Origin of the sequence: Bacillus sp. SIMBA_008 (genome assembly GCF_046535495.1) — a bacterium.
GTDB classification, from domain to species: Bacteria; Bacillota; Bacilli; order Bacillales; family Bacillaceae; genus Bacillus; species Bacillus subtilis.
In genome coordinates this window covers 545073-569142 of sequence record NZ_JAWRWL010000002.1, presented here as the reverse complement: position 1 = coordinate 569142, position 24070 = coordinate 545073, and the positions used below count along the sequence as shown (strand labels likewise).

General features: G+C 46.2%; 26 protein-coding genes, 1 riboswitch and 1 other annotated feature. Of the genes, 21 read left to right on the top strand and 5 right to left on the bottom strand.

Features of this window, described 5'->3' with window-relative positions; translation table 11 throughout:
• Window positions 1-89 precede the first annotated feature (89 nt).
• A complete protein-coding gene (gene htrA / locus SB658_RS08325) occupies window positions 90-1448 on the bottom strand; it encodes a serine protease HtrA (protein ID WP_124059938.1) in 1359 nt (452 codons plus the stop codon).
• 168 nt (window positions 1449-1616) lie between these two features.
• On the opposite strand from htrA, the gene proG reads away from it, so the two are divergent.
• From proG to SB658_RS08275, 10 genes are all read left to right on the top strand, one after another.
• A complete protein-coding gene (proG, locus tag SB658_RS08320) occupies window positions 1617-2435 on the top strand; it encodes a pyrroline-5-carboxylate reductase ProG (RefSeq protein WP_124059771.1) in 819 nt (272 codons plus the stop codon).
• A gap of 128 nt (window positions 2436-2563) precedes the next feature.
• Complete coding sequence (gene dppA, locus SB658_RS08315; RefSeq protein WP_029317684.1) at window positions 2564-3388, top strand: D-aminopeptidase DppA; 825 nt, start codon at window positions 2564-2566, stop codon at window positions 3386-3388.
• A gap of 16 nt (window positions 3389-3404) precedes the next feature.
• Window positions 3405-4331: a dipeptide ABC transporter permease DppB gene (gene dppB, locus SB658_RS08310; protein WP_003245446.1), complete on the top strand. Its 927-nt coding sequence runs from the start codon at window positions 3405-3407 to the stop codon at window positions 4329-4331.
• 5 nt (window positions 4332-4336) lie between these two features.
• On the top strand, window positions 4337-5299 hold the full coding sequence (dppC, locus tag SB658_RS08305) for a dipeptide ABC transporter permease DppC (RefSeq protein WP_014476568.1): 963 nt from the start codon (window positions 4337-4339) through the stop codon (window positions 5297-5299).
• Window positions 5300-5303: 4 nt separating this feature from the next.
• On the top strand, window positions 5304-6311 hold the full coding sequence (dppD, locus tag SB658_RS08300; RefSeq protein WP_106610745.1) for a dipeptide ABC transporter ATP-binding subunit DppD: 1008 nt from the start codon (window positions 5304-5306) through the stop codon (window positions 6309-6311).
• 2 nt (window positions 6312-6313) lie between these two features.
• Window positions 6314-7963 carry a dipeptide ABC transporter substrate-binding protein DppE gene (dppE, locus tag SB658_RS08295; protein WP_072174130.1) on the top strand — a complete coding sequence of 550 codons (1650 nt, stop codon included), beginning with the start codon at window positions 6314-6316 and terminating at the stop codon, window positions 7961-7963.
• A gap of 87 nt (window positions 7964-8050) precedes the next feature.
• Window positions 8051-9010 carry a S66 peptidase family protein gene (locus SB658_RS08290; protein ID WP_072175411.1) on the top strand — a complete coding sequence of 320 codons (960 nt, stop codon included), beginning with the start codon at window positions 8051-8053 and terminating at the stop codon, window positions 9008-9010.
• On the top strand, window positions 9007-10107 hold the full coding sequence (ykfB, locus tag SB658_RS08285) for an L-Ala-D/L-Glu epimerase (RefSeq protein ID WP_128422192.1): 1101 nt from the start codon (window positions 9007-9009) through the stop codon (window positions 10105-10107). The genes SB658_RS08290 and ykfB overlap by 4 nt, the downstream gene beginning before the upstream one ends.
• On the top strand, window positions 10104-10994 hold the full coding sequence (gene eepC / locus SB658_RS08280; protein ID WP_072175409.1) for a gamma-D-glutamyl-L-lysine dipeptidyl-peptidase: 891 nt from the start codon (window positions 10104-10106) through the stop codon (window positions 10992-10994). Before ykfB ends, eepC begins: the two co-directional genes overlap by 4 nt.
• 12 nt (window positions 10995-11006) lie before the next feature.
• Entirely contained in the window at window positions 11007-11996 is a 990-nt protein-coding gene (locus SB658_RS08275; RefSeq protein WP_003232600.1) for an ABC transporter ATP-binding protein, read from the top strand.
• Window positions 11997-12039: 43 nt separating this feature from the next.
• On the opposite strand, the gene pgl is transcribed toward SB658_RS08275, so the two are convergent.
• Together pgl and SB658_RS08265 are read right to left on the bottom strand one after the other, a co-directional pair.
• Window positions 12040-13089 (bottom strand): 6-phosphogluconolactonase, encoded by a 1050-nt coding sequence (gene pgl / locus SB658_RS08270; RefSeq protein ID WP_101172472.1) that lies wholly within the window; start codon window positions 13087-13089, stop codon window positions 12040-12042.
• Between the two features lie 89 nt (window positions 13090-13178).
• The gene (locus tag SB658_RS08265; RefSeq protein WP_049139773.1) at window positions 13179-14039 is read right to left on the bottom strand and encodes a dimethylarginine dimethylaminohydrolase family protein; all 861 of its coding nucleotides are present in this window, start codon (window positions 14037-14039) and stop codon (window positions 13179-13181) included.
• Window positions 14040-14198: 159 nt separating this feature from the next.
• Here SB658_RS08265 and SB658_RS08260 point away from each other — a divergent pair, with 159 nt between their 5' ends.
• Window positions 14199-14717 carry an acyl-CoA thioesterase gene (locus SB658_RS08260; protein ID WP_003232595.1) on the top strand — a complete coding sequence of 173 codons (519 nt, stop codon included), beginning with the start codon at window positions 14199-14201 and terminating at the stop codon, window positions 14715-14717.
• A gap of 239 nt (window positions 14718-14956) precedes the next feature.
• Window positions 14957-16156 (top strand): NO-inducible flavohemoprotein, encoded by a 1200-nt coding sequence (gene hmpA, locus SB658_RS08255; protein WP_072175406.1) that lies wholly within the window; start codon window positions 14957-14959, stop codon window positions 16154-16156.
• Window positions 16157-16232: 76 nt separating this feature from the next.
• Here hmpA and SB658_RS08250 read toward each other — a convergent pair whose 3' ends face one another.
• The gene (locus SB658_RS08250; RefSeq protein ID WP_009967080.1) at window positions 16233-16457 is read right to left on the bottom strand and encodes a hypothetical protein; all 225 of its coding nucleotides are present in this window, start codon (window positions 16455-16457) and stop codon (window positions 16233-16235) included.
• Window positions 16458-16601: 144 nt separating this feature from the next.
• Between SB658_RS08250 and SB658_RS08245 the strand changes: the two genes are divergently transcribed.
• The 9 genes from SB658_RS08245 (at window position 16602) to SB658_RS08205 (ending at window position 23568) form a co-directional block, all read left to right on the top strand.
• Complete coding sequence (locus SB658_RS08245; protein WP_015715759.1) at window positions 16602-17333, top strand: DUF421 domain-containing protein; 732 nt, start codon at window positions 16602-16604, stop codon at window positions 17331-17333.
• Between the two features lie 91 nt (window positions 17334-17424).
• The gene (locus tag SB658_RS08240) at window positions 17425-17952 is read left to right on the top strand and encodes a DinB family protein (RefSeq protein WP_049139777.1); all 528 of its coding nucleotides are present in this window, start codon (window positions 17425-17427) and stop codon (window positions 17950-17952) included.
• Entirely contained in the window at window positions 17942-18460 is a 519-nt protein-coding gene (locus tag SB658_RS08235) for a GNAT family N-acetyltransferase (protein ID WP_003244793.1), read from the top strand. Before SB658_RS08240 ends, SB658_RS08235 begins: the two co-directional genes overlap by 11 nt.
• Before the next feature lie 32 nt (window positions 18461-18492).
• Window positions 18493-18604, top strand: a riboswitch (guanidine-I (ykkC/yxkD leader).
• Between the two features lie 77 nt (window positions 18605-18681).
• The gene (ykkC, locus tag SB658_RS08230; RefSeq protein WP_003232583.1) at window positions 18682-19020 is read left to right on the top strand and encodes a multidrug efflux SMR transporter subunit YkkC; all 339 of its coding nucleotides are present in this window, start codon (window positions 18682-18684) and stop codon (window positions 19018-19020) included.
• Entirely contained in the window at window positions 19020-19337 is a 318-nt protein-coding gene (gene ykkD, locus SB658_RS08225; protein WP_015252242.1) for a multidrug efflux SMR transporter subunit YkkD, read from the top strand. Before ykkC ends, ykkD begins: the two co-directional genes overlap by 1 nt.
• Before the next feature lie 70 nt (window positions 19338-19407).
• Complete coding sequence (gene purU / locus SB658_RS08220; protein ID WP_041850915.1) at window positions 19408-20310, top strand: formyltetrahydrofolate deformylase; 903 nt, start codon at window positions 19408-19410, stop codon at window positions 20308-20310.
• Window positions 20311-20397: 87 nt separating this feature from the next.
• Window positions 20398-20608 (top strand) — a binding site (T-box leader).
• Window positions 20609-20660: 52 nt separating this feature from the next.
• Window positions 20661-21758 (top strand): glutamate 5-kinase, encoded by a 1098-nt coding sequence (proB, locus tag SB658_RS08215; RefSeq protein WP_014479591.1) that lies wholly within the window; start codon window positions 20661-20663, stop codon window positions 21756-21758.
• Between the two features lie 11 nt (window positions 21759-21769).
• Window positions 21770-23017: a glutamate-5-semialdehyde dehydrogenase gene (proA, locus tag SB658_RS08210; protein ID WP_014479592.1), complete on the top strand. Its 1248-nt coding sequence runs from the start codon at window positions 21770-21772 to the stop codon at window positions 23015-23017.
• Window positions 23018-23142: 125 nt separating this feature from the next.
• Window positions 23143-23568, top strand: coding sequence for an organic hydroperoxide resistance protein (locus SB658_RS08205; RefSeq protein WP_003232574.1), 426 nt, complete (start codon window positions 23143-23145; stop codon window positions 23566-23568).
• Between the two features lie 30 nt (window positions 23569-23598).
• Here SB658_RS08205 and ohrR read toward each other — a convergent pair whose 3' ends face one another.
• Window positions 23599-24042, bottom strand: a complete 444-nt coding sequence (gene ohrR / locus SB658_RS08200) for an organic hydroperoxide resistance transcriptional regulator OhrR (RefSeq protein ID WP_141949430.1) — start codon at window positions 24040-24042, stop codon at window positions 23599-23601.
• Window positions 24043-24070 lie beyond the last annotated feature (28 nt).

Sequence of the window (24070 nt, the reverse complement as noted above, 5' to 3'; positions counted from 1 at the left end):
GATATCTCGTCAGAAAGTTTCATAGAACAATTAGGTCTTTTATCTAATAAAAAGCCTCAGACCGCTTTTACGGCCTGAGGCGTTATGTCTTACGAAGTTTTCTCTTCTTTTTGATCCAGTTTAATTTTTTTCGTCATTTCTTTGCCGTTTCGGAGAATTTTCACTTCAACGGTATCACCGATCTTTGCGTCTTTATATAAGATATTGCGCAATTCACTGCCTGTATCAATTTCTTTACCTTTTAGGCCGATGATAATATCCTCCGCTTTTAATCCGGCCTTTTCCGCAGGAGAGCCTGAAGCGACCTCACGGATGTAAACACCTTTATTCAGCTGGCTGCCGAACAGGCCGAGTGTGCCTTCTTGGTAATTTTGCGGCACTTGTTCTAGATCAAGCATGCTGACACCGATATATGGACGTTCAATTTGTCCTTTAGACAGCAATTCTTCAGCAATCGGTTTTACGTCATTGCTTGGAATGGCGAATCCGATACCCTCAACATCATCCTCACTGATTTTCATACTGTTAATGCCGACAATTTTGCCGTCTGCATTTAACAAAGGACCGCCGCTGTTACCTGGATTAATTGCTGCGTCTGTCTGAATGACGTTAATGCTCGTTTCGCCGGCTGATGTAGACATTGAAACCGTTCTGTCCACGCCGCTTACAATTCCTTGTGTTACTGTGCGGGACAGATCTTTTCCAAGCGGATCCCCAATCGCAATAACGGTCTCGCCTGTTCTGAGATCAGATGAATCACCGAAGTTTGCCACTTTTGTGACGTGGTCATCACTGATTTGGAGGACGGCTAAATCAGTTAACGAGTCACTGCCTACCAGCTTTGCAGTAACCTCAGTGCCGTCATATAAAGATACCTTCAGTGATGATGCCCCTTCTACGACGTGGTTATTTGTAATGATATAAGCCTTGCCATTCTCTTTTTTGAAAATGACACCTGACCCTGAACCGCTTTCTGTATCTTCGCTGGAATCAGAAGAACTAGAGCCGAACAAAGAGCTGTTTGATTGTGCCTGAAGATTTGTAATACCGACAATCGCTGGTGAAAGGTCTTCTACCATATCTGAGATTTTAGAAGAGTCCTCGCTCTTGAATGCAGATGAGCTGCTTGAGCTTGATGAGCTTTTTTTAGATTCAGAGGAGGTGCTTGTTGCTGTAACAGATTGCGTTTGCTGCTGGCTGGATGATTGTTTTGCAGTGTCCTGAGAATCATGGTCGCCAAGCGGTGTAAACGTGTAAATGCCAAGGGCGAGACTGCCGCCGATCACTCCGCCAAGCAACGGTCTGAACCATCCGAATCCTCGTTTTTTCTTCTCCTGATCATGAATGACATTGCGGGCCGAGTAGGAGGCGCTCTGATCGTTCTCTTTCGTTAAAAAGACCTCATTCTCATTACCTTTCGTTCTGTTTTCATCACGATAGTTATCCATCATGTTCACTCCGTTTCTCTATTTTCACATGTCTATTTATATTGATAGGTTTATGACTTGAGTTTATCATAAACAAAAACTGTGGGATAAAAATGAAAAGATTATGGGAAATTGTGAAAAAGTGCGGAAAACGGTACACTTCATATTGTATATGAAAGGACTGAGTCGATGGAACAGATTGGATTGATTGGATATGGCAGCATGGCGGATATGATCGCCAGACAGCTGTTGAAACATGAACAAATAAAAGAGAATGAGCTATTTATTGAGACGAGAACGAAGGGGGAGCGGCTGCGGGCACTCATGTCAGATTATCCAAACGTATCGGCTGATCCGTTGGAGAATTGGGCAAATACGTGCCAATTGATTTTGATATGCGTCCCGCCACTCCATGTCATCGAAACAATGCGCCGTCTGCACCCGTATGTGAACAGAAATACTCACATCGTATCCATAGCTGCCGGTGTGCCGCTGCGTCTTTTGGAGGCAGAAACAGAAGCGGGTATCTCACGTGTTATTCCTGCCATTACGTCCGAAGCAGAAGCTGGCATTTCACTTGTCGTTCACAGTGAAGCACTGGCTGCGGAGAAGAAAGAGCATCTGAATGAATTGTTATCGGTTTTCAGCCGTGTTCGAGAAATCAAAGAATCGAATGTTGATGCGGCCAGCAATTTAACGAGCTCGGCACCGGGATTCATAGCTGCAATCTTTGAAGAGCTGGCACTGTCTGCCGTCAGAAACAGCAGCCTGTCCAAAGAAGAAGCCTTTGATTTTCTGATTCATTCGCTATACGGAACTGGCAAGGTGCTGATCGAAAAAAATATGTCTTTCGAGGAGACGCTGGAACGTGTTGCAACCAAAGGCGGAATAACGGGAGAGGGAGCTGAGGTGATACACGCCTCTGTGCCGGACGTTTTTGATGAGGTGTTTGAAAGAACCCTGAAAAAATATGAACTGCTTACAGAACAGGTTGGTAAACAGACATGAATCCTTGAAAGAGGATTCTTTTTTTATCACTGAATGATTGAGATTTTTCCCAGTTATATTGCATTTTTCCTCTTTTTTTAATATAATTTGTTAGAATATTCATAATTTAGTAAAAAAGGAGGAGCGTTATGAAATTGTACATGTCAGTAGATATGGAAGGTATTTCGGGTCTTCCGGACGATACCTTTGTGGATTCCGGCAAGCGGAATTATGAACGCGGACGGCTTATCATGACTGAAGAAGCAAACTACTGTATTGCTGAAGCGTTTAACAGCGGGTGTACCGAGGTGCTGGTCAATGACAGTCATTCGAAGATGAATAATCTGATGGTTGAAAAGCTTCACCCTGAAGCAGACTTGATTTCTGGTGACGTCAAACCATTTTCAATGGTGGAGGGACTGGATGATACGTTTACAGGCGCTTTGTTTCTCGGTTATCATGCGAGAGCCTCGACTCCTGGTGTCATGTCACACAGCATGATTTTCGGCGTCCGTCATTTTTACATAAACGATCGGCCTGTCGGTGAGCTTGGATTAAATGCATACGTTGCCGGTTATTATGGTGTCCCGGTATTAATGGTAGCCGGGGATGACCGGGCGGCAAAGGAAGCGGAAGAGCTTATCCCGAACGTGACGACAGCCGCAGTCAAACAAACCATTTCAAGATCCGCAGTAAAGTGCTTGTCGCCTGCGAAAGCCGGACGGCTGTTGACAGAAAAAACTGCGTTTGCCCTGCAAAACAAGGACAAAGTCAAGCCGCTCACACCGCCTGACAGGCCGGTTCTGAGCATTGAATTCGCCAATTATGGCCAAGCAGAATGGGCGAATCTGATGCCGGGAACGGAAATCAAGACGGGAACTACAACCGTTCAATTTCAGGCGAAGGACATGCTTGAAGCCTATCAGGCGATGCTTGTCATGACTGAGCTTGCGATGCGGACATCATTCTGCTAAAGGGGTGTTTTAGGCTTTGGCGCGATACATGATAAAGCGTTTTTGGGCAATGGCAGCTACGATTTTGGTGATTACCACCCTGACTTTTGTTCTCATGAAGGTCATTCCCGGATCTCCTTTTAACGAGGAGAGAGGCACAAATGAAGCCGTTCAAAAAAATCTCGAAGCCTACTATCACTTAGACGATCCTCTCATTTTCCAATACATTTTCTACTTAAAATCCATCATTACATTCGATTTCGGACCTTCAATTAAAAAACCGTCGGACAGTGTAAATGATATGCTGGAACGCGGATTTCCCGTTTCCTTTGAGCTTGGGATGACAGCGATTGTCATTGCTGTGATTTCTGGGCTGGTGCTGGGCGTAATTGCTGCACTCCGCCGCAATGGCTTTTTGGACTACGCCGCGATGAGTCTTGCAGTACTCGGCATCTCCATCCCGAATTTTATTCTGGCAACATTGCTCATTCAGCAATTTGCTGTCAATCTCAAACTATTTCCCGCTGCGACATGGACGAGCCCGATTCATATGGTGCTTCCGACCGCAGCGCTTGCTGTAGGGCCAATGGCGATCATTGCCAGGCTGACACGGTCGAGCATGGTCGAAGTTCTGACACAGGATTATATCCGCACAGCAAAAGCAAAAGGGCTTTCTCCGTTCAAAATTATCGTAAAACACGCACTCAGAAATGCACTCATGCCCGTCATTACCGTCCTGGGCACACTCGTCGCCAGCATCTTAACAGGAAGCTTTGTCATTGAAAAAATCTTTGCCATTCCGGGAATGGGAAAATATTTTGTTGAAAGCATTAATCAGCGGGACTACCCCGTGATTATGGGAACGACCGTTTTTTACAGCGTCATTCTGATTATCATGCTGTTTTTGGTCGATTTGGCCTACGGTCTCTTAGACCCGCGCATTAAACTGCATAAGAAAGGGTGAAGCGTGTGAATCTCCCTGTACAAACGGATGAACGCCAGCCAGAACAGCACAATCAGGTGCCTGATGAGTGGTTTGTCTCGAATCAGGAAAAAAATCGGGAAGCCGATTCGGTCAAGCGGCCGAGTTTGTCATACACGCAGGATGCCTGGAGGAGGCTGAAAAAAAATAAATTAGCGATGGCCGGACTCTTTATTCTTTTATTTCTTTTTGTCATGGCAGTTATCGGGCCCTTTTTATCGCCCCATAGTGTCGTACGCCAATCGCTGACAGAACAAAATCTTCCGCCCTCAGCCGATCATTGGTTCGGCACCGATGAACTCGGCCGGGATGTGTTTACCCGAACATGGTATGGCGCGAGAATCTCGTTGTTTGTCGGCGTGATGGCAGCACTGATTGATTTTTTGATCGGTGTCATTTACGGAGGCGTTGCCGGCTATAAAGGCGGCAGGATTGACAGCATTATGATGCGGATTATCGAAGTGCTGTACGGGCTGCCGTACCTGCTTGTTGTCATTTTGCTGATGGTGCTCATGGGGCCGGGACTGGGCACTATTATTGTGGCGCTTACTGTGACCGGGTGGGTCGGCATGGCGAGAATTGTAAGAGGCCAGGTGCTTCAGATTAAAAATTATGAATATGTACTCGCCTCGAAAACCTTTGGCGCGAAAACCTTTCGCATCATCCGGAAGAATTTGCTGCCGAATACTATGGGAGCGATCATCGTACAAATGACATTAACCGTACCTGCCGCCATATTCGCAGAATCATTTTTAAGCTTTCTCGGCCTCGGCATACAGGCTCCGTTTGCAAGTTGGGGCGTGATGGCGAATGACGGCCTGCCTACGATTTTATCTGGGCATTGGTGGCGCCTGTTTTTTCCGGCCTTTTTCATATCTCTGACGATGTACGCGTTTAATGTGCTGGGGGACGGATTGCAGGATGCGCTTGACCCTAAGCTGAGGAGGTAGCTGTATGGAAAAAGTTCTGTCAGTCCAAAATCTGCACGTGTCTTTTACGACTTACGGCGGGACGGTTCAGGCGGTCAGAGGGGTGAGCTTTGATTTGTATCAAGGAGAAACCTTTGCGATCGTCGGCGAATCCGGCTGCGGCAAAAGCGTTACCTCCCAAAGCATCATGGGCCTGCTTCCGCCTTATTCGGCGAAGGTGACAGACGGCAGCATTCTATTTAAAAACAAAGACCTTTGCCGTCTCTCTGACAAAGAAATGAGAGGTATAAGGGGAGCCGACATTTCTATGATTTTTCAAGACCCGATGACGGCGTTAAACCCTACGCTGACTGTCGGCGACCAGCTGGGGGAAGCGCTATTGCGCCACAAAAAAACGAGCAAAAAAGCGGCACGGAAAGAGGTGCTTTCCATGCTGTCATTGGTTGGTATTCCAGATCCCGAAGAGCGCCTAAAGCAATATCCCCACCAATTCAGCGGCGGCATGAGACAGCGGATTGTCATTGCGATGGCGCTGATTTGCGAGCCTGACATCTTAATTGCGGATGAACCGACCACCGCCCTGGATGTAACCATTCAGGCACAGATTTTAGAGCTGTTTAAAGAGATTCAGAGAAAAACGAATGTGTCTGTCATCCTGATTACACATGATTTAGGGGTCGTTGCCCAGGTAGCTGACAGAGTCGCAGTCATGTATGCCGGGAAAATCGCGGAAATCGGCACGAGAAAAGATATTTTTTATCAGCCGCAGCACCCTTATACAAAAGGACTGCTGGCTTCTGTCCCGCGGCTGGATTTAGATGGCGCTGAGCTGATCCCAATCGACGGAACGCCGCCGGATTTATTTTCGCCTCCGCCGGGCTGCCCGTTTGCCGCCCGCTGTCCGAACAGGATGGTTGTGTGTGACAGGGTGTACCCGGGCCAGACGATCAGATCTGACTCGCACACCGTCAACTGCTGGCTGCAGGATCAACGAGCAGAGCATGCGGTGCTGTCAGGAGATGCGAAGGATTGAACATGAAAAGGGGGAAGAGGATGAAACGAGTGAAAAAGCTATGGGGCATGGGTCTTGCATTAGGACTTTCGTTTGCGCTGATGGGGTGCACAGCAAATGAACAGGCCGGAAAAGAAGGCAGTCATGATAAGGCAAAAACCAGCGGAGAAAAGGTGCTGTATGTAAATAATGAAAATGAACCGACTTCATTCGATCCGCCGATCGGCTTTAATAATGTGTCATGGCAGCCGTTAAATAACATCATGGAGGGGCTTACGCGTCTTGGCAAAGATCATGAGCCTGAGCCGGCAATGGCGGAGAAGTGGTCTGTTTCGAAAGATAATAAAACTTACACATTTACGATTCGGGAAAATGCGAAATGGACAAACGGAGATCCTGTAACAGCTGGAGACTTCGAATACGCGTGGAAGCGGATGCTTGATCCGAAAAAAGGCGCTTCATCGGCATTCCTAGGTTATTTTATTGAAGGCGGCGAAGCATATAACAGCGGGAAAGGGAAAAAAGACGATGTGAAGGTGACGGCAAAGGATGATCGAACCCTTGAAGTTACACTGGAAGCACCGCAAAAATATTTTCTGAGCGTTGTGTCCAATCCTGCGTATTTTCCGGTAAATGAAAAGGTCGATAAAGACAATCCAAAGTGGTTTGCTGAGGCGGATACATTTGTCGGAAACGGTCCATTTAAGCTGACGGAATGGAAGCATGATGACAGCATCACAATGGAGAAAAGCGACACGTATTGGGATAAAGATACAGTGAAGCTTGATAAGGTGAAATGGGCGATGGTCAGTGACAGAAATACAGATTACCAGATGTTTCAATCAGGGGAACTTGATACCGCTTATGTCCCTGCTGAGCTGAGTGATCAGCTGCTTGATCAGGATAACGTCAATATTGTTGACCAGGCGGGTCTCTATTTCTATCGATTTAATGTCAACATGGAGCCGTTTCAAAATGAAAACATCAGAAAAGCCTTTGCGATGGCTGTGGATCAAGAGGAAATTGTAAAGTATGTCACGAAAAATAATGAAAAACCGGCGCGTGCCTTTGTATCGCCTGGGTTTACGCAGCCTGACGGCAAAGATTTCCGTGAAGCAGGCGGAGACCTGATCAAGCCTAACGAAAGCAAAGCGAAGCAGCTGCTCGAAAAGGGCATGAAGGAAGAAAACTATAATAAGCTTCCAGCGATCACGCTTACTTACAGCACAAAGCCGGAGCATAAAAAGATTGCCGAAGCTATTCAGCAAAAATTGAAAAATAGCCTTGGAGTCGATGTAAAGCTGGCCAATATGGAATGGAACGTATTTTTAGAGGATCAAAAAGCGCTGAAATTCCAATTCTCTCAAAGCTCATTTTTGCCTGATTACGCGGACCCTATCAGTTTTCTGGAAGCCTTTCAAACGGGAAATTCGATGAACCGCACAGGCTGGGCCAATAAAGAATACGATCAGCTGATCAAACAGGCGAAAAATGAAGCCGATGAAAAAACACGGTTCTCTCTTATGCATCAAGCTGAAGAGCTGCTCATCAATGAAGCGCCGATCATTCCGGTTTATTTTTATAATCAGGTTCACCTGCAAAATGAACAAGTAAAAGGAATTGTCCGTCACCCTGTCGGCTATATCGATTTAAAATGGGCAGATAAAAACTGATGGCGGTGATTGAGGAAATACTGCTTCTTTATGCGAAGGAGCGGTATTTTTTCTCTTTCTTGCACGTATACGTAGGGTGCAGAGCAAATGAAAGGAGTGTTTTCGTTGAATTACAAGCCGAAAGCGCTGAAAAAGGGTGATACAGTCGGAGTGATCGCGCCCGCAAGTCCGCCGGATCCAAAAAAGCTTGACACCGCGCTTTTATTTTTAGAAGAGCTCGGTCTTCAGGTAAAGCTGGGCAAGGCGCTGAAAAACCAGCACGGCTATTTAGCGGGACAGGATGATGAGCGGCTGGCGGATCTCCATGAGATGTTCAGAGACGAGGAGGTAAAAGTAGTGTTGTGCGCATGCGGGGGTTTTGGGACAGGACGTATCGCCGCGGGCATTGATTTCAGCTTGATCCGCAAACACCCTAAAATCTTTTGGGGATACAGTGATATTACGTTTTTACATACTGCCATTCATCAAAACACAGGTCTTGTCACCTTCCATGGCCCAATGCTCAGCTCGGATATTGGCCTTGACGACGTTCACCCGCTGACAAAAGCGTCATATAAGCAGCTCTTCCAGGAGACGGAATTCACCTATACAGAAGAGCTTTCTCCGCTGACCGCACTTGTTCCTGGAAAAGCGGAAGGCGAGCTTGTCGGGGGAAATCTGTCTTTGCTGACGTCTACACTGGGCACGCCATTTGAAATTGATACGAGAGGAAAGCTTCTGTTTATTGAAGATATTGACGAGGAGCCTTATCAAATCGACCGGATGCTGAATCAGCTGAAAATGGCGGGGAAGCTGACGGACGCGGCAGGAATTCTAGTTTGTGATTTTCACAATTGTGTCCCGGTGAAGCGAGAGAAGTCTCTCTCGCTTGAGCAGGTGCTGGAAGACTATATTATTTCTGCGGGCAGGCCTGCTCTGAGAGGATTTAAAATCGGCCACTGCTCGCCAAGTATTGCCGTTCCGATCGGTGCGAAAGCTGCTATGAATACAGCAGAAAAAACAGTCGTAATAGAGGCAGGCGTTTCAGAAGGGGCGCTGAAGACATGAAAATCATTCGAATCGAAACAAGCCGAATCGCTGTCCCGCTGACAAAGCCGTTTAAAACCGCGCTTCGCACTGTGTATACGGCTGAATCAGTCATAGTAAGGATTACTTATGACAGCGGTGCAGTCGGATGGGGAGAAGCACCCCCGACGTTAGTGATTACAGGAGACAGCATGGATAGCATTGAAAGTGCCATCCACCATGTGTTGAAGCCGGCATTGCTTGGAAAAAGCCTGGCGAGCTATGAGGCCATTCTGCACGATATCCAGCATCTTCTTACAGGAAATATGAGCGCGAAGGCTGCTGTAGAAATGGCGCTATACGACGGCTGGGCGCAGATGTGCGGGCTGCCGCTTTATCAAATGCTTGGCGGATATCGAGATACGCTGGAAACAGATTATACCGTCAGTGTCAACTCACCTGAAGAGATGGCAGCTGATGCCGAGAATTATCTCAAACAAGGCTTTCAAACGCTGAAAATAAAGGTCGGAAAAGATGATATTGCAACAGATATTGCCCGTATCCAGGAAATCAGAAAACGTGTCGGATCAGCTGTGAAACTGCGTTTAGACGCTAATCAGGGGTGGACGCCGAAGGAAGCGGTAACTGCCATTCGGAAAATGGAGGATGCGGGTCTAGGCATTGAGCTTGTCGAGCAGCCTGTCCATAAAGATGATCTCGCTGGGCTTAAAAAGGTGACAGATGCAACAGATACGCCGATTATGGCTGATGAAAGTGTTTTTACACCGCGCCAGGCGTTCGAAGTTCTGCAAACCCGGAGCGCAGACTTGATCAATATTAAATTGATGAAAGCGGGCGGCATCAGCGGAGCAGAGAAAATTAATGCCATGGCGGAGGCCTGCGGGGTGGAGTGTATGGTCGGCAGCATGATCGAAACGAAGCTGGGCATTACGGCCGCGGCGCATTTTGCGGCAAGCAAGAGAAACATCACACGCTTTGATTTTGACGCGCCGCTGATGCTGAAAACAGATGTATTCAAAGGCGGCATAACATATAGCGGCAGCACGATTTCGATGCCTGGCAAACCGGGCCTCGGAATCACCGGGACTGCGCTTTTGAAAGGGGAAAAAGAGCAATGATGCACACTGTCATATCAGCAGTGGCCAACATCTGGACAGTGCCTGATTCACCGCGCCCGTCTGATCAATTCATGCTTCAACCGACTGTAATGATCAGAGACTGGCTGGAGCGCATGACGTATGATGAACGGCTTGGATTATGTACAGACAATGTAATCCAAACTCAGGTTCTTTTTGGCGAAAAGGTACTTGTGATGGCAGAACAGGGGGAATGGGTTTCTGTGATCGTGCCTAGCCAGCCATCCCGAAAGGATCCGCGCGGATACCCAGGTTGGATGAAAAAGAACCAGCTGGAAAAATCTATGCCCATCGATACACAACACGATGTGATGATCAGCAAACCTGCTGCCTTTTTGTACAGAAGCAATGGGGAAAAGGAGATCGAATTAAGCTTTTTGACGGTTCTCCCCTTTATTGCAAAAGAAAACGGATATTTTAAGGTTTCGACTGTTTTGGGAGAAAGGTTTGTGAAGCAAAGTGATGCAGTGCCTGTCAGCAAACAGAAAGGGACTGCTGAAGACATCATTCAAACGGGTGCGTTTTTCCTTGGCCTTCCCTACCTATGGGGAGGGATCAGCGGGTTTGGGTTTGATTGCTCCGGATTTATGTACAGTATATTTAAGGCGAATGGATATAGCATCCCCCGTGATGCGGGAGATCAGGCTAAGGCGGGGAAGGGTGTCCCGCTTGATGATATGAAAGCAGGTGACCTGCTGTTTTTTGCTTATGAGGAAGGAAAAGGAGCGATTCATCACGTCGGTCTGTATGTAGGCGGCGGGAAAATGCTTCATTCTCCAAAGACAGGAAAATCAATCGAAATCCTCACATTAAAAGAGACAATCTATGAAAAAGAACTTTGTGCGGTGCGCCGCTGTTTTTCAGAATAAGGAGGGAGACAAATGACGCCACTGCCTTTGTTAGAGGTCAGCCAGCTGAAAATGCATTTTGACGCAGGGAAAAAGCGGACAGTCAAAGCCGTCGACGGGGTCACCTTTCAGATTCGTGAAGGAGAAACGTTCGGGCTAGTCGGGGAATCAGGGTGCGGGAAATCAACCTTGGGGAGAGTGCTGATGCGCCTTTATCAGCCGACAGAAGGAAGCGTGACATACCGCGGCACAAATCTTCATGCACTGAGTGAAAAAGAGCAGTTTGCCTTCAACCGCAAACTGCAGATGATTTTTCAGGACCCTTATGCTTCACTTAACCCGCGCATGACCGTTCGAGAAATTATTTTGGAGCCGATGGAGATTCACAATCTCTACAATACCCATAAAGCGCGGCTTCTCGTCGTGGACGAGCTGCTTGAGGCAGTTGGGCTTCATCCCGATTTTGGCAGCCGTTATCCGCATGAATTCAGCGGCGGGCAAAGGCAAAGAATCGGGATTGCGAGAGCACTGTCGCTGAATCCTGAATTTATCGTGGCGGACGAACCGATTTCTGCTCTTGATGTCTCTGTTCAAGCGCAGGTGGTCAACCTGCTGAAGCGGCTTCAAAAAGAGAAAGGGCTAACGTTTTTATTCATTGCCCATGATCTTTCGATGGTGAAGCATATCAGTGACAGGATCGGTGTTATGTACTTAGGGCACATGATGGAAATTACAGAGAGCGGCACCTTGTATCGTGAACCGCTTCATCCCTATACAAAGGCGCTTTTGTCCTCGATTCCGATTCCGGATCCCGAATTGGAGGACAAGCGTGAGCGTATTCTCTTAAAAGGAGAGCTGCCGAGCCCGGTCAATCCGCCAAGCGGCTGCGTGTTTCGTACCCGCTGTCCGGAGGCGATGCCTGAATGTGGAGAATCTCGTCCCCAGCTTCAAGAAATCGAACCCGGCCGTTTTGTCGCTTGCCATTTGTATCGAAATGCTGAAACGAAGGAAAAAGTGAGATAAATAAAAAGAGTGGCTCCTTTTTACTAGAGCCACTCCATTTGTTTTATACTTGATGTAAAAACTTTACACAAACCGGGTAAGGGACAGAAACCGTTGATGGGAGGAGTGTCAATCGGCCGGTTTCTTTGTCTCTTTCAAACAAGACAAGGTTGCCTGTTTCTTCATTTGAAGCAACGAGGAACCCTTCCGTTGGGTCAAATACAAAGTCACGAGGCCAGTTTCCTTCTGTCGACACTCTTTCTACGAAAGCCAGCTCTCCTGAATATTGATTCACTTCAAATACGGCGATACTGTCATGGCCGCGGTTTGCGACATAAACAAAACGTCCGTCCTGCGTGACATGAATTGCGCTTCCCTGGCTGTTATCTGTAAAATCATCAGGGATGGCAGAAACGACTTGGATTTCTCTAAATTCGCCGGCTGTCGGGTTGTATTCAAGCGCAATCACTTCATTGCTTAATTCTGTCATGACATAAGCGTATTTTTCTTTCGGATGAAAAGCGATATGGCGAGGTCCTGCACCGGGAGCGAAGGAATGGCTTCCGGATTCAGTCAACACGCCGTCTTTCAGCTTATAGGTGTACAGCTTATCTATACCTAAATCAACCGCTACCACATAATTGTGTTCAGGTGTGAACCCCGCGTAGTGTGTATGCGGTTTTTCTTGTCTTTCGTGCGGCCCTTTTCCTGTGTGAGCGGCCTCTGAAACAGGTGATTGCAAGCTGCCGTCTTCCTGAACCGGAAAAACGTGTACCTTCCCGCTGTGATAATTGGCAGTCAGGACGAATTGATTTTGATCATCAATGCTTACGTGACATGGCGAAGGGCCATCAATTAACTGATGATTCAGAAATGTCAACTCGCCGCTGTTTTTATCGATTTGATAGGCAGCAACTCCGCCTTGGCCGTCTGCTTTTTCGATGGAATAAAGGATGGTGTTGTTTTTATTCGGCGCCACATATGTCGGGTTGCCCAGCTTAGCGGCCAGCTTTGGCTCGCTGAGTGCTTTTTTCTCAGTATCAAGCTCAAATGAATAAATTCCTTCGCTTCCGCCTTTTGTATACGTCCCGACATATCCTATGTATTTTGTCATGCGATTTCCCCCTTAAAAATGATGTCACCTCTATATTAACGTATCTTGATAAAATAAGCTGTTCAAAACATGAAAAAGGGGAAGATTCTTCATTCGCCTCGAATCAGCGGCATTGTGCAGCACCTGAAGGAGCCGCCTGATTTAATAATTTCTGACAGGTCAATTTCGATAATGTGATAGCCTCTTTTCGATAGCTGTTGATTGACATGGCGGTTGCCAGGGAGACTGATGATCGTTTTTTTTCCGATTGAAAGGACGTTGGTGCCAAGCGTAAATTGTTCGTCCTCGGGCACCTCAATAAGATCATAACGTTTTGCTAGCATATCGGCTGCATCTGGCTCAATGGCCTGTGGATAAATTAACGCTTCGCTTTCAGATACAATGTTAAATACGCAGTCCAAATGCAAAAATTTTTCATGAAGCTTCACTGGAACGATCGTATATTCAGGAAGTGCCTCTTCCAGCTGGCCGATAGCTGAAATGTCGGTGCGCTGGCTGATTCCGACATAAACAATGTCATCATCGATAATGACGTCTCCGCCTTCAATACTCGTATCAAGCATGCGGGTGTAAGAGATACCTTGGCTGTGAAAAAAATCTTTTATAACGGCTTCTTCTCCTTGGCGAATCGGTTCAGTCATGCTTGACAGAAAGGCTTTTTCTCCGATGACAAATCCTATGTCCCTAGTAAAAACCTGCTCTGGTAGTCCGTCGCGAACGGGCAAAAGGACGACCTCAACGTTGTGTGACCTAAGTGCCTCCACTAAGCGGCTGTGCTGGTCGTTTGCGGTTTTTACATGAATATTGTCATCTTCAAAATGTTTTTGTGTTTCGTTTATAACATCTTTTATGGTCATGTGCTCAGGTTTGCATAAGATCACTTTCTGAAGTGTGCCGTATTCCGTTCGGCATAGCGTTTTGTGCTGAGATTTCGGGATGGATACGTCCATTTGTTTTTCCTCCTAAAGTGTGAAGAATACATTTATTATTCCCTCATCATGAAAATCATTAAACCATTTTAAATTTTAGACAAATGGAAGAGAATATTGTTTAATAGGAGAATATAAGTGCATTTAGCTAAAAGATCAGACATCAAAGGGGAGAAAGGTATGGAAACACCGGAAACAAGATTTTGTAAAGAGTCAAAGGTTGTGAAAACCAGCAGGGTGTTCCCGCTTGACACGAACAACCATAATACGCTGTTTGGCGGAAAATTAATGAGCTACATAGACGACATTGCCTCTATTTCAGCGGCGCGCCATTGCAGACGTGAAACGGTAACAGCTTCAATGGATTCTGTAGATTTTTTAAAGCCGATCGGGCAAAAGGATTCTGTCTGCCTAGAGTCATATGTGACATGGGTCGGCACATCTTCCATGGAAGTATTTGTGAAAGTTATTAAGGAGCATTTGATGACTGGCGAACGGGAACTCGCTGCCACATCCTTTTTGACATTTGTCGCATTAGATTCAAATGGCAAGCCGGTGCCTGTACCGAGGGTTGTACCGGAAACAGAAGAAGAAATCATGCTGCATAATACAGCTGTACAGCGTGCTAATGAACGTAAGAACCGCAAGAAACACAGCCAGGCGCTTGCGAATGCGCTCGGAACTGATAAGCCTTGGTGAACGTTAAACCCAAAACATAAGTTGTTTTGGGTTTTTTTTGTACTTTTCAATGGTGATTATTGCAATGGTTAGTCCGTTTTTGCTAGGGGATTCTATAAAAAAGCAACAAATGTCATGTTAAATTGATAATTTTGTGACAACTTTATTAAAGATTCATTTTAGATATATCTTTTATTCGTAAGATCATGTATTTTAAAGATATATTATGAATACATCTTTTCGAAAGGATTGTTTATAAAATGTTAGATAACAAAACAATCGAAATTATTAAAAGCACTGTACCCGTATTGCAACAGCATGGAGAAACAATCACTGGCCGTTTTTACGATCGGATGTTTCAAGACCATCCAGAGCTTTTGAACATTTTTAATCAAACAAACCAAAAGAAAAAAACACAGCGAACTGCTCTGGCAAATGCCGTTATTGCAGCTGCGGCAAACATTGACCAATTAGGAAACATCATTCCGGTTGTCAAACAAATCGGCCACAAGCACCGCAGTATCGGAATTAAGCCTGAGCACTACCCAATCGTCGGTAAATATTTGCTGATTGCGATTAAAGATGTATTGGGAGACGCTGCAACTCCTGACATTATGCAGGCATGGGAAAAAGCGTACGGAGTCATTGCTGACGCGTTCATCGGAATTGAAAAAGACATGTATGAACAGGCTGAAGAGCAAGCCGGCGGCTGGAAGGAGTATAAGCCATTCGTTATCGCAAAAAAAGAGCGGGAAAGCAAAGAAATTACATCCTTCTATTTGAAACCGGAAGACGGCAAGCCGTTACCTGAATTCCAAGCAGGGCAATATATCAGCATCAAAGTGCGGATTCCTGATTCTGAATATACGCATATCCGCCAGTACAGCCTGTCTGATATGCCGGGAAAAGACTATTATCGAATTTCAGTGAAGAAAGATGGTGTCGTGTCTTCTTACTTACACGATGGGCTGCAGGAGGGAGATTCAATAGAGATCAGCGCACCGGCAGGGGACTTTGTTTTAGATCATGCATCACAAAAAGATCTCGTTTTGATCAGTGCCGGAGTTGGCATTACACCAATGATCAGCATGCTTAAAACATCTCTTTCCAAACAGCCTGAACGGCAAATTCTGTTCATTCATGCGGCGAAAAACAGTGAATATCATGCATTGCGCCATGAAGTAGAAGAAGCAGCAAAACATTCTGCTGTTAAAACAGCATTTGTGTATCGCGAGCCGACAGAGGAAGACCGTGCAGGTGATCTGCATTTTCATGAAGGACAGATTGATCAGCAATTCCTCAAAGAACTGATTGCCAACACAGATGCGGATTACTATATTTGCGGTTCACCGTCGTTTATTACGGCAATGCATAAGCTTGTATCAGAGCTCGGATCAGCGCCGGAGTCTATCCATTACGAGCTATTCGGCCCGCAATTAAGTTTGGCGCAGTCCGTTTGAACACATACATGAAACTCTTCTCCTTTCAGAGAAGAGTTTTTTATTGAGATATAAGAAGGCAGACAAGCGCCGGTTTCTACATCCGGACAATCACAGACCCGCTGCCATTTGTGCATACACGGTTTTGCTGTTCTTGCATTGTTCTCAGCAATTCATTGTTTACCTCAATCGCTCTAATTAGTTGCTTCATTCTTAGCTCCAAACCGGCCAGCCTGTCGATTGTTTGCTGCTGGTAGCCCTCGGGTTGGGGAGCCAATGGCAGATCAAAGGGCCAAAGGGTATTCGACTTCTGATTTTTCATATTGCGTATTGCGCCTCCAATCGGTGTCACTTTCTATTATGTTATGTTCAGGCGATATGCACGTTCGCCTAGACACTGATGCATAGAGGGCCTGCCACGGGGCACAATAGGCTCAATATGACCAGCGGATGGAGGTAAAGATCGGTGTTATGGATGGTATGGGTATTTTTACTGAAGCCAGTTATCGTATTTTCGATTGCATATATTTTGTTTCGGCTTGCCGGTAAAAAAGCTGTGTCACAAATGAACAATTTTGACCTGCTTTTGACCTTCGCAATCGGAACCATTATCAGTGAGCCGATCCTTACATCCAAGCTGCCGATGTCAATTTATTATGCGGGTGCTTTTTTGGTGCTTTATCTTATCATGAGCAAGCTCTCTTTATCTAATAAATGGCGATGGCTCCTAGTCGTGAGCCCGACTGTCCTAATCCGAAACGGGGATATTGATGAACGCGGCCTTCGTAAAGAAAGGCTGACTGTTAATGAGCTGCTCGGAAAGCTGAGGGAAAAGGGCTATGCCGACCCGGCTGACATTGATCTTGCTATCATTGAAGAAACGGGAGAAGTAAGCGTCATCCCGAAAGAGGAAGCGAGAGCGGTGCAGGTGCGGGATTTGAATATGGAAGCTGAACGGAATTTTATCCCGATTCCGCTCATACTGGATGGCGAAATCCTTGATCATAATTTGAAATATCTCCAAAAAAACCGATCCTGGCTGTTTGAGAAGCTTGAGGAAAAAGGGTACAGCCCCAAACTGCTGTCTTCGATTACCCTTGGCACGATGAATGCACGCGGTGATATATCCCTTGATTTAAATACCGCTAATGAACCGCAGCATGATCCTTACTTATATAAACCGGGAAATAACAATTAAGATGGCTCTCTCTTGTAATGAGAGCTTTTTTCTTTTTTAAAGGGAATTTTTGTTTGGTGTCAAATGTACCTAGTTAGGAGGGGAACTGAACATGAAGGACTTATCCATAAGAAACGACATGGCGCCAACGGTCAGTTTGCTGTATTCCGCAGTGGAAGAAAACAGTCTCCGTCTGGCTTCCATCGTAAGCCATATGACACACAGTGAACTTTACTATAAGGGGCGCTGCCAAACAAAAAACAGCACGGCTCAGCTTTTGCACCATATCACAAATGTTGATATCAGATGGGTCTGGCGTATCAAGGAAAATCGGATACCGGACCATATTGAACAGGCATACGGCCCGATGACAGATGAAAGCGGACGGCTGCCTGAACCGGTGAATCAGCCAGACTTAGATGAACTCCTGAAAAGACATCAGCATGTAGTAGAGGAGTTGAAATCGGTATGCTTCACTTTAACTGAAAATGCTTTGAACCAGCCGCTTTCCTTCGAAGGTGACACCGCGACGATACGATGGGGAATTTGGCATATGGCAGATCATAACCGCTATCATCAGGCACATATTGAAGCTCTCAAAAAAGAATGGAAGCAGGATGTGGCGAAGTATGAACGCTAAAACGAAGCTTGTGACTGATCGAATTCGTTTGCGCTGTATGGAAGATCGGGATCAAGCCACTTTGTTTGGGCTGCTTTTTAATGATCCTGACGTCATGACATATTATTCCGGTTTAAAAGATAAGAGGCAAACCCGCGAGTGGGTCAATTGGAACCAACGAAATGAAAAAGGGTACGGCGTTAGTCTGTGGATCGCCGAAGATAAGCGGACAGGGGAGTTTTTGGGGCAATGCGGCATCGTTCCCCAGCAGATCGAAAATCAAACCGTAATGGAAATTGGCTATATGTTTGCCCGCCGCCACTGGGGGAACGGCTATGCGCAAGAAGCGGCTCGGGCCTGTCTGGACTATGGCTTTAACGAGCGGCAGTTCGGCAAAATGGCGGCTTTGATTGATCCGGGTAACAAAGCGTCCATACGGGTAGCGGAGAAAATCGGCATGCATTACAGCAAAACGATCAGAAAATGGAATAAACCGATCGCGGTATATGAAAGAAAATCTTACAATTGAAAGATAGAGCTGAGTTTAGTATCATGATATCATGTAAAGTTTTCTAGGGTTCCGCATGTCAATTGACATGGACTGGTCCGAGAGAAAACACATACGCGTAAATAGAAGCGCGTATGCACACGGAGGGAAAAAAGCCCGGGAGAGTCAATCTCATGTGAGACGACTGTCCGGGGTTTTTTTGTTTTCGGAGAATCTTAATAGATAGAAAGGAATGACTCAAAATGAAATGGGGATTGGTCGTGCTTGCCGCTGTTTTCGAGGTTGTTTGGGTGATAGGCTTAAAGCACGCTGACTCAGCCTTAACATGGAGCGGCACTGCCATCGGCATCATATTCAGCTTTTACCTTCTAATGAAGGCGACTCACAGTCTGCCTGTTGGTACCGTGTATGCCGTCTTTACCGGGCTCGGCACAGCGGGAACAGTACTTAGTGAAATCGTTCTCTTTCATGAACCGGTTGGATGGCCGAAGCTATTGTTAATTGGCGTGCTCTTAATCGGTGTAATCGGGTTGAAGCTTGTGACACAGGATGAGACAGAGGAAAAAGGAGGCGAGGCATAATGCTGCACTGGATCAGTTTACTGTGCGCGGGCTGTTTAGAAATGGCCGGCGTGGCCCTTATGAATCAATATGCGAAAGAAAAAAGCGTGAAATGGGTGCTGTTGATCATTGTTGGTTTTGCCGCTTCATTTTCCTTGCTGTCGTACGCAATGGAAACCATTCCGATGGGAACGGCTTACGCGGTCTGGACAGGAATTGGCACCGCCGGCGGGGCGCTTATCGGCATCCTCTTTTACAAGGAGCAGAAAGACGCCAAACGGATCTTCTTTATCGCGTTGATTTTATGCTCAGCAGTTGGTTTAAAAATTCTGTCATAAATTGATTTTTATCAAATCTTCAGTATAATGGATAAATAGTTTAGACTTACAAAGATAAGAGGGATTATTCATGAAATCATATATGACTCAGCGGTTGGACGAATACCGTGACGGAAATGAGGATAAAGGGCGGCTCTTGGTCAGCTGCCCCGATCAGCCGGGTATCGTCTCTGCAGTTTCCGCGTTTTTATTTGAACACGGTGCCAATATTATAGAATCAAATCAATATACGACAGACCCTGAAGGCGGCCGGTTCTTCCTGAGAATCGAATTCGACTGCGCAGGCATTCGTGAGAAAAAAACATCACTTCAGGCGGCGTTTGCCTCTGTAGCGGATAAATTCGACATGACATGGAGCTTAACTTTGGCGAGCGAACTGAAGCGTGTCGCCATTTTCGTTTCAAAGGAGCTCCATTGCCTGCATGAGCTGATTTGGGAATGGCAAACCGGCAACCTGATGGCGGAGATCGCTGTTGTCATCAGTAACCATGAGGAAGCGAGAGAGCTGGTTGAGCGCCTGAACATTCCATTCCACTATATGAAAGCGAACAAAGACATCAGAGCGGAAGTCGAAAAGAAGCAGCTTGAACTGCTGGAGCAGTACGATGTTGATGTCATCGTGCTCGCACGCTATATGCAGATTCTAACTCCTGATTTTGTTTCGGCTCATCCGAATCGCATCATCAATATCCACCATTCATTCCTGCCAGCTTTTATCGGTGCGAATCCGTACAAACGGGCCTACGAGCGCGGCGTGAAACTGATCGGTGCGACATCTCATTATGTGACAAACGATCTTGATGAAGGGCCGATCATTGAACAGGATATTGAGCGTGTGGACCACCGCGATAATGCGGAAGCGCTGAAAAACATCGGAAGAACAATTGAGCGCAGCGTGCTTGCCCGTGCTGTGAAATGGCATTTGGAAGACCGTGTCATCGTTCATGAAAATAAAACAATCGTCTTTAACTAGACTGCAAGAGGCCCGCGCAATGCGGGCTATTTTTGATGACAAAAAACCTTGACAAGTGTCTTTTTTCTTTGCATAATATAAAAAAATCATTGAGCGTTGAAGAGGATTAGTAAGCAGACCTTTCTGTGACAGAGAGCAAAATGAATCGCTGAAACATTTTGCCGCATGAAACCTGCCGAACCTGCCTTGGAGTCCTAGGGGGAAAACCTAGGCGCATAACCTGGCGTTACAGGAGAGCGGAGCGTGCACAAGCGCGTTCAATCAAGGTGGTACCACGGAAACCCATTTCGTCCTTATGAATCAGGATGAAATGGGTTTTTTTATTGTAGAAGAGCCGCGGAGGAGAATAAATGAAAAAACAAAGAATAGTAGTGAAAATAGGAAGCAGTTCGCTCACGAATAGCAAAGGAAGCATTGATGAGGCAAAAATCAGAGAGCATGTTCAGGCGATTTCCGTGTTAAAAAAAGCGGGGCATGAAATGATTCTGATTACCTCGGGTGCCGTAGCGGCGGGGTTTTCCAGCCTCGGTTATCCGTCCCGTCCCGTTACCATCAAAGGAAAACAGGCGGCGGCCGCGGTCGGACAAACACTGTTAATGCAGCAATATATGAATCAATTTAAACAATACTCATTAACTCCGGGACAAATCCTTTTAACGAGAAATGATTTTTCGAAAAGAGAACGGTACCGAAACGCGTATGCTACGATAATGGAATTATTGGAACGCGGCGTCATTCCGATTATCAACGAGAACGATTCTACATCTGTTGAAGAATTGACATTCGGAGATAATGATATGCTTTCTGCGTTAGTCAGCGGATTGATTCACGCGGACCAGCTCATGATTCTCACCGACATTAACGGACTGTATGATGCCAATCCAAATGAAAATCCTGAGGCGAAACGATTTGATTATTTGCCGGAGATCACGCCTGAATTGCTTGGATATGCAGGTTCAGCTGGATCAAAGGTCGGCACCGGCGGAATGAAATCAAAGCTGTTAGCCGCACAAACCGCGCTGTCTCTGGGAGTGAAAGTATTCATTGGAACAGGCAGCGGAGAGCAAAAACTTGCGGACATTTTGGACGGCAGGGGAGACGGCACTTATATCGGAGACAAAGAACTATCTTCGGTTAACAACACAAGGCAGTGGATTCAGTTCCACTCGCCGATATCGGGAGAAATTATCATTGATGCGGGTGCCGAGGAGGCGATGATCCATAATGGAAGCAGCCTTTTGCCCGCTGGCGTTGTGGGTGTGAACGGAAGCTTTCCGAAAGGGGCGGTTGTGGAAGTCAGGGGACCGGGCGGCGTGATCGGCAAAGGCCAAACTCATTACTCCTCCGAGGAGATTATGGAGGCTAAAGGCAAACGCAGTGACGAACTTGATTTTGAGAAAACGTTTGAGGTTATTCATAGGAATGACTGGGTCAATGTAAAAGACTAGGAGGCGGAAAAATGAGTGAAGTTTCTGTAAAAGCGAAGCTGGCGAAAGAAGCAGCAGCCGAAATGATCATGAAAACAACAGCCGAGAAGGATGAGGCGCTCAGCCTCATTGCAAACGGACTCCGCAAAGAACTAGATTTTCTCTTGGCGGAGAATGCAAAAGACATTGTGAACGGAAAAGAGAATGGTTTAACTCCGGACATCATTGACCGTCTCACACTGGATGAGAAACGGATACGCGATATCGCGGACGCGGTGGAGCTCTTAATCGACTTAGCGGACCCAATCGGCGACTCTCTTGAAACGATTGAAAAAGAAAACGGCCTGTTTATTGAAAAAATCCGTGTGCCGCTCGGTGTCGTAGGAATGATTTATGAGGCGAGGCCAAACGTCACAGTTGATGCGGCTACCCTTTGCCTGAAGACAGGGAACGCGGTTGTGCTGCGGGGAAGCTCCTCAGCCATCCACAGCAACAAAGCGCTCGTCAGTGTCATTCACAGAGCACTTGAGCAATCAGCGCTTCCGATTCACGCTGTGCAGCTGATTGAGGATACAAGCAGAGAGACAGCAAAAGAGCTCTTTACGTTAAATGATGGCTTAGACGTATTGATTCCGCGCGGAGGCAAGAAACTGATTGATCTCGTTGTGAGAGAATCAACAGTTCCTGTATTAGAAACGGGAGCAGGAAACTGCCACATATTCATTGACGAAACAGCCAAACCGCAAATGGCAGAAAAGGTTGTCGTAAATGCCAAAACGCAACGCCCTTCCGTATGCAACGCGATTGAATCATTGCTGATTCACAAGGCTTGGGCAAGACAGCACGGGAAAGAATTGCTGGACCAGCTGGAAAACGCGGGAGTTGAAATTCGCGGTGATGAATTGGTGTGTGAACTTCATCCTTCAAGCAAACAAGCATCAAAAGAAGATTGGGAAACCGAATTTTTAGCGCCTGTCCTCAGTGTAAAGACGGTTGAAAACGTCCAAGAAGCTGTGAAGCATATCCAACAATACGGCACCAATCATTCAGAAGCGATTTTAACTGAAAATGACAAAAACGCGGCATATTTTCAAACGGCTGTCGATGCTGCCGCGGTCTATCATAACGCGTCAACCCGCTTTACCGACGGCTTTGAATTCGGCTACGGAGCCGAAATCGGCATCAGCACGCAAAAGCTTCATGCAAGAGGACCGATGGGGCTTCCTGCACTGACTTCTACAAAATACATCATTAAAGGAACTGGGCAAATCCGTGAATAGCGGGGTAATGTTCAATGAAAAAGCTTATCTCATTACGAGATAAGCTTTTTTATACGCGAAAAATTGACATTTCAAATTTAATTGTGTACAATTTAATTGTATAAAATATATTGGGGGAATGAAAAATGAGTCAGCCATTATTTACCGCAACTGTTTCAGCGGTAGGAGGAAGAGAAGGAAAGGTCATTTCATCAGACCGCGTTCTTGAGCTTGATGTCGCAATGCCGGGGACACCGAGAGCCAAGAAATTAGAAAAAGCGACAAATCCAGAGCAGCTGTTTGCAGCAGGTTATGCAGCTTGCTTTGACAGCGCCCTGCAGCTTGTCGCAAGAACAGAACGGGTAAAAGTAGAGACAGAGGTTACAGCAAATGTTAGCCTGTTAAAGGATGAAGCGGACCAGGGCTATAAGCTGGGTGTGACGCTGCAAGTAAAAGGAGAAGGAGTCAGTGCATCAGAATTGGAGGCGCTTGTGAAAAAAGCGCACGGCGTCTGCCCGTACTCAAAAGCAACCTCCGGAAATATTGATGTGACACTTGAAGTTGCTGAATAAATAAAAAGAGGATGCCTGTACAAGGCATCCTCAATTTTTTTGATGAAGTGTTTCCAGCAATGTATATAGAGCGGATTTTAACTGTTTGAGATCCTCCCCAGACTGCTTTGAGAGCCCCAGAATTGTCTCTGGAATGTCAGCCGCTTTTTCTTTTAATAACGCTCCGTCCTCTGTCAGGCTGATCAACACGGACCGCTCATCCTCTTCAGATCTTTTTCTCGTAATCAAACCCTGTTGTTCCATTCGTTTAAGCATCGGAGTGAGCGTTCCTGAATCTAAATACAGCTGTTCGCCTATTTTTTTGACAGTAAGCGTTTCATGTTCCCATAACAAAAGCAAAGCCAAATATTGAGGGTATGTTATATTCAGCTTATCAAGCAGCGGCTTGTATTGCTTTGTCATTTCCCGCGAACTTGCATATAGCAAAAAACATAGCTGATTCTCCAATTTCATATGATCAAATTTATTTTCCATTTTGTTCACCAACTCTTTTTTGTCATTC

Excerpts from the sequence above, each read along its gene's own strand:
- htrA (WP_124059938.1), bottom strand. The coding sequence starts at position 1,448 with ATGGATAACTATCGTGATGAAAACAGAACGAAAGGTAATGAGAATGAG.
- proG (WP_124059771.1), top strand. The coding sequence starts at position 1,617 with ATGGAACAGATTGGATTGATTGGATATGGCAGCATGGCGGATATGATC.
- dppA (WP_029317684.1), top strand. The coding sequence starts at position 2,564 with ATGAAATTGTACATGTCAGTAGATATGGAAGGTATTTCGGGTCTTCCG.
- dppD (WP_106610745.1), top strand. The coding sequence starts at position 5,304 with ATGGAAAAAGTTCTGTCAGTCCAAAATCTGCACGTGTCTTTTACGACT.
- dppE (WP_072174130.1), top strand. The coding sequence starts at position 6,314 with ATGAAAAGGGGGAAGAGGATGAAACGAGTGAAAAAGCTATGGGGCATG.
- SB658_RS08290 (WP_072175411.1), top strand. The coding sequence starts at position 8,051 with ATGAAAGGAGTGTTTTCGTTGAATTACAAGCCGAAAGCGCTGAAAAAG.
- ykfB (WP_128422192.1), top strand. The coding sequence starts at position 9,007 with ATGAAAATCATTCGAATCGAAACAAGCCGAATCGCTGTCCCGCTGACA.
- eepC (WP_072175409.1), top strand. The coding sequence starts at position 10,104 with ATGATGCACACTGTCATATCAGCAGTGGCCAACATCTGGACAGTGCCT.
- SB658_RS08275 (WP_003232600.1), top strand. The coding sequence starts at position 11,007 with ATGACGCCACTGCCTTTGTTAGAGGTCAGCCAGCTGAAAATGCATTTT.
- pgl (WP_101172472.1), bottom strand. The coding sequence starts at position 13,089 with ATGACAAAATACATAGGATATGTCGGGACGTATACAAAAGGCGGAAGC.
- SB658_RS08265 (WP_049139773.1), bottom strand. The coding sequence starts at position 14,039 with ATGGACGTATCCATCCCGAAATCTCAGCACAAAACGCTATGCCGAACG.
- SB658_RS08260 (WP_003232595.1), top strand. The coding sequence starts at position 14,199 with ATGGAAACACCGGAAACAAGATTTTGTAAAGAGTCAAAGGTTGTGAAA.
- hmpA (WP_072175406.1), top strand. The coding sequence starts at position 14,957 with ATGTTAGATAACAAAACAATCGAAATTATTAAAAGCACTGTACCCGTA.
- SB658_RS08250 (WP_009967080.1), bottom strand. The coding sequence starts at position 16,457 with ATGAAAAATCAGAAGTCGAATACCCTTTGGCCCTTTGATCTGCCATTG.
- SB658_RS08240 (WP_049139777.1), top strand. The coding sequence starts at position 17,425 with ATGAAGGACTTATCCATAAGAAACGACATGGCGCCAACGGTCAGTTTG.
- SB658_RS08235 (WP_003244793.1), top strand. The coding sequence starts at position 17,942 with ATGAACGCTAAAACGAAGCTTGTGACTGATCGAATTCGTTTGCGCTGT.
- ykkC (WP_003232583.1), top strand. The coding sequence starts at position 18,682 with ATGAAATGGGGATTGGTCGTGCTTGCCGCTGTTTTCGAGGTTGTTTGG.
- ykkD (WP_015252242.1), top strand. The coding sequence starts at position 19,020 with ATGCTGCACTGGATCAGTTTACTGTGCGCGGGCTGTTTAGAAATGGCC.
- purU (WP_041850915.1), top strand. The coding sequence starts at position 19,408 with ATGAAATCATATATGACTCAGCGGTTGGACGAATACCGTGACGGAAAT.
- proB (WP_014479591.1), top strand. The coding sequence starts at position 20,661 with ATGAAAAAACAAAGAATAGTAGTGAAAATAGGAAGCAGTTCGCTCACG.
- proA (WP_014479592.1), top strand. The coding sequence starts at position 21,770 with ATGAGTGAAGTTTCTGTAAAAGCGAAGCTGGCGAAAGAAGCAGCAGCC.
- SB658_RS08205 (WP_003232574.1), top strand. The coding sequence starts at position 23,143 with ATGAGTCAGCCATTATTTACCGCAACTGTTTCAGCGGTAGGAGGAAGA.
- ohrR (WP_141949430.1), bottom strand. The coding sequence starts at position 24,042 with ATGGAAAATAAATTTGATCATATGAAATTGGAGAATCAGCTATGTTTT.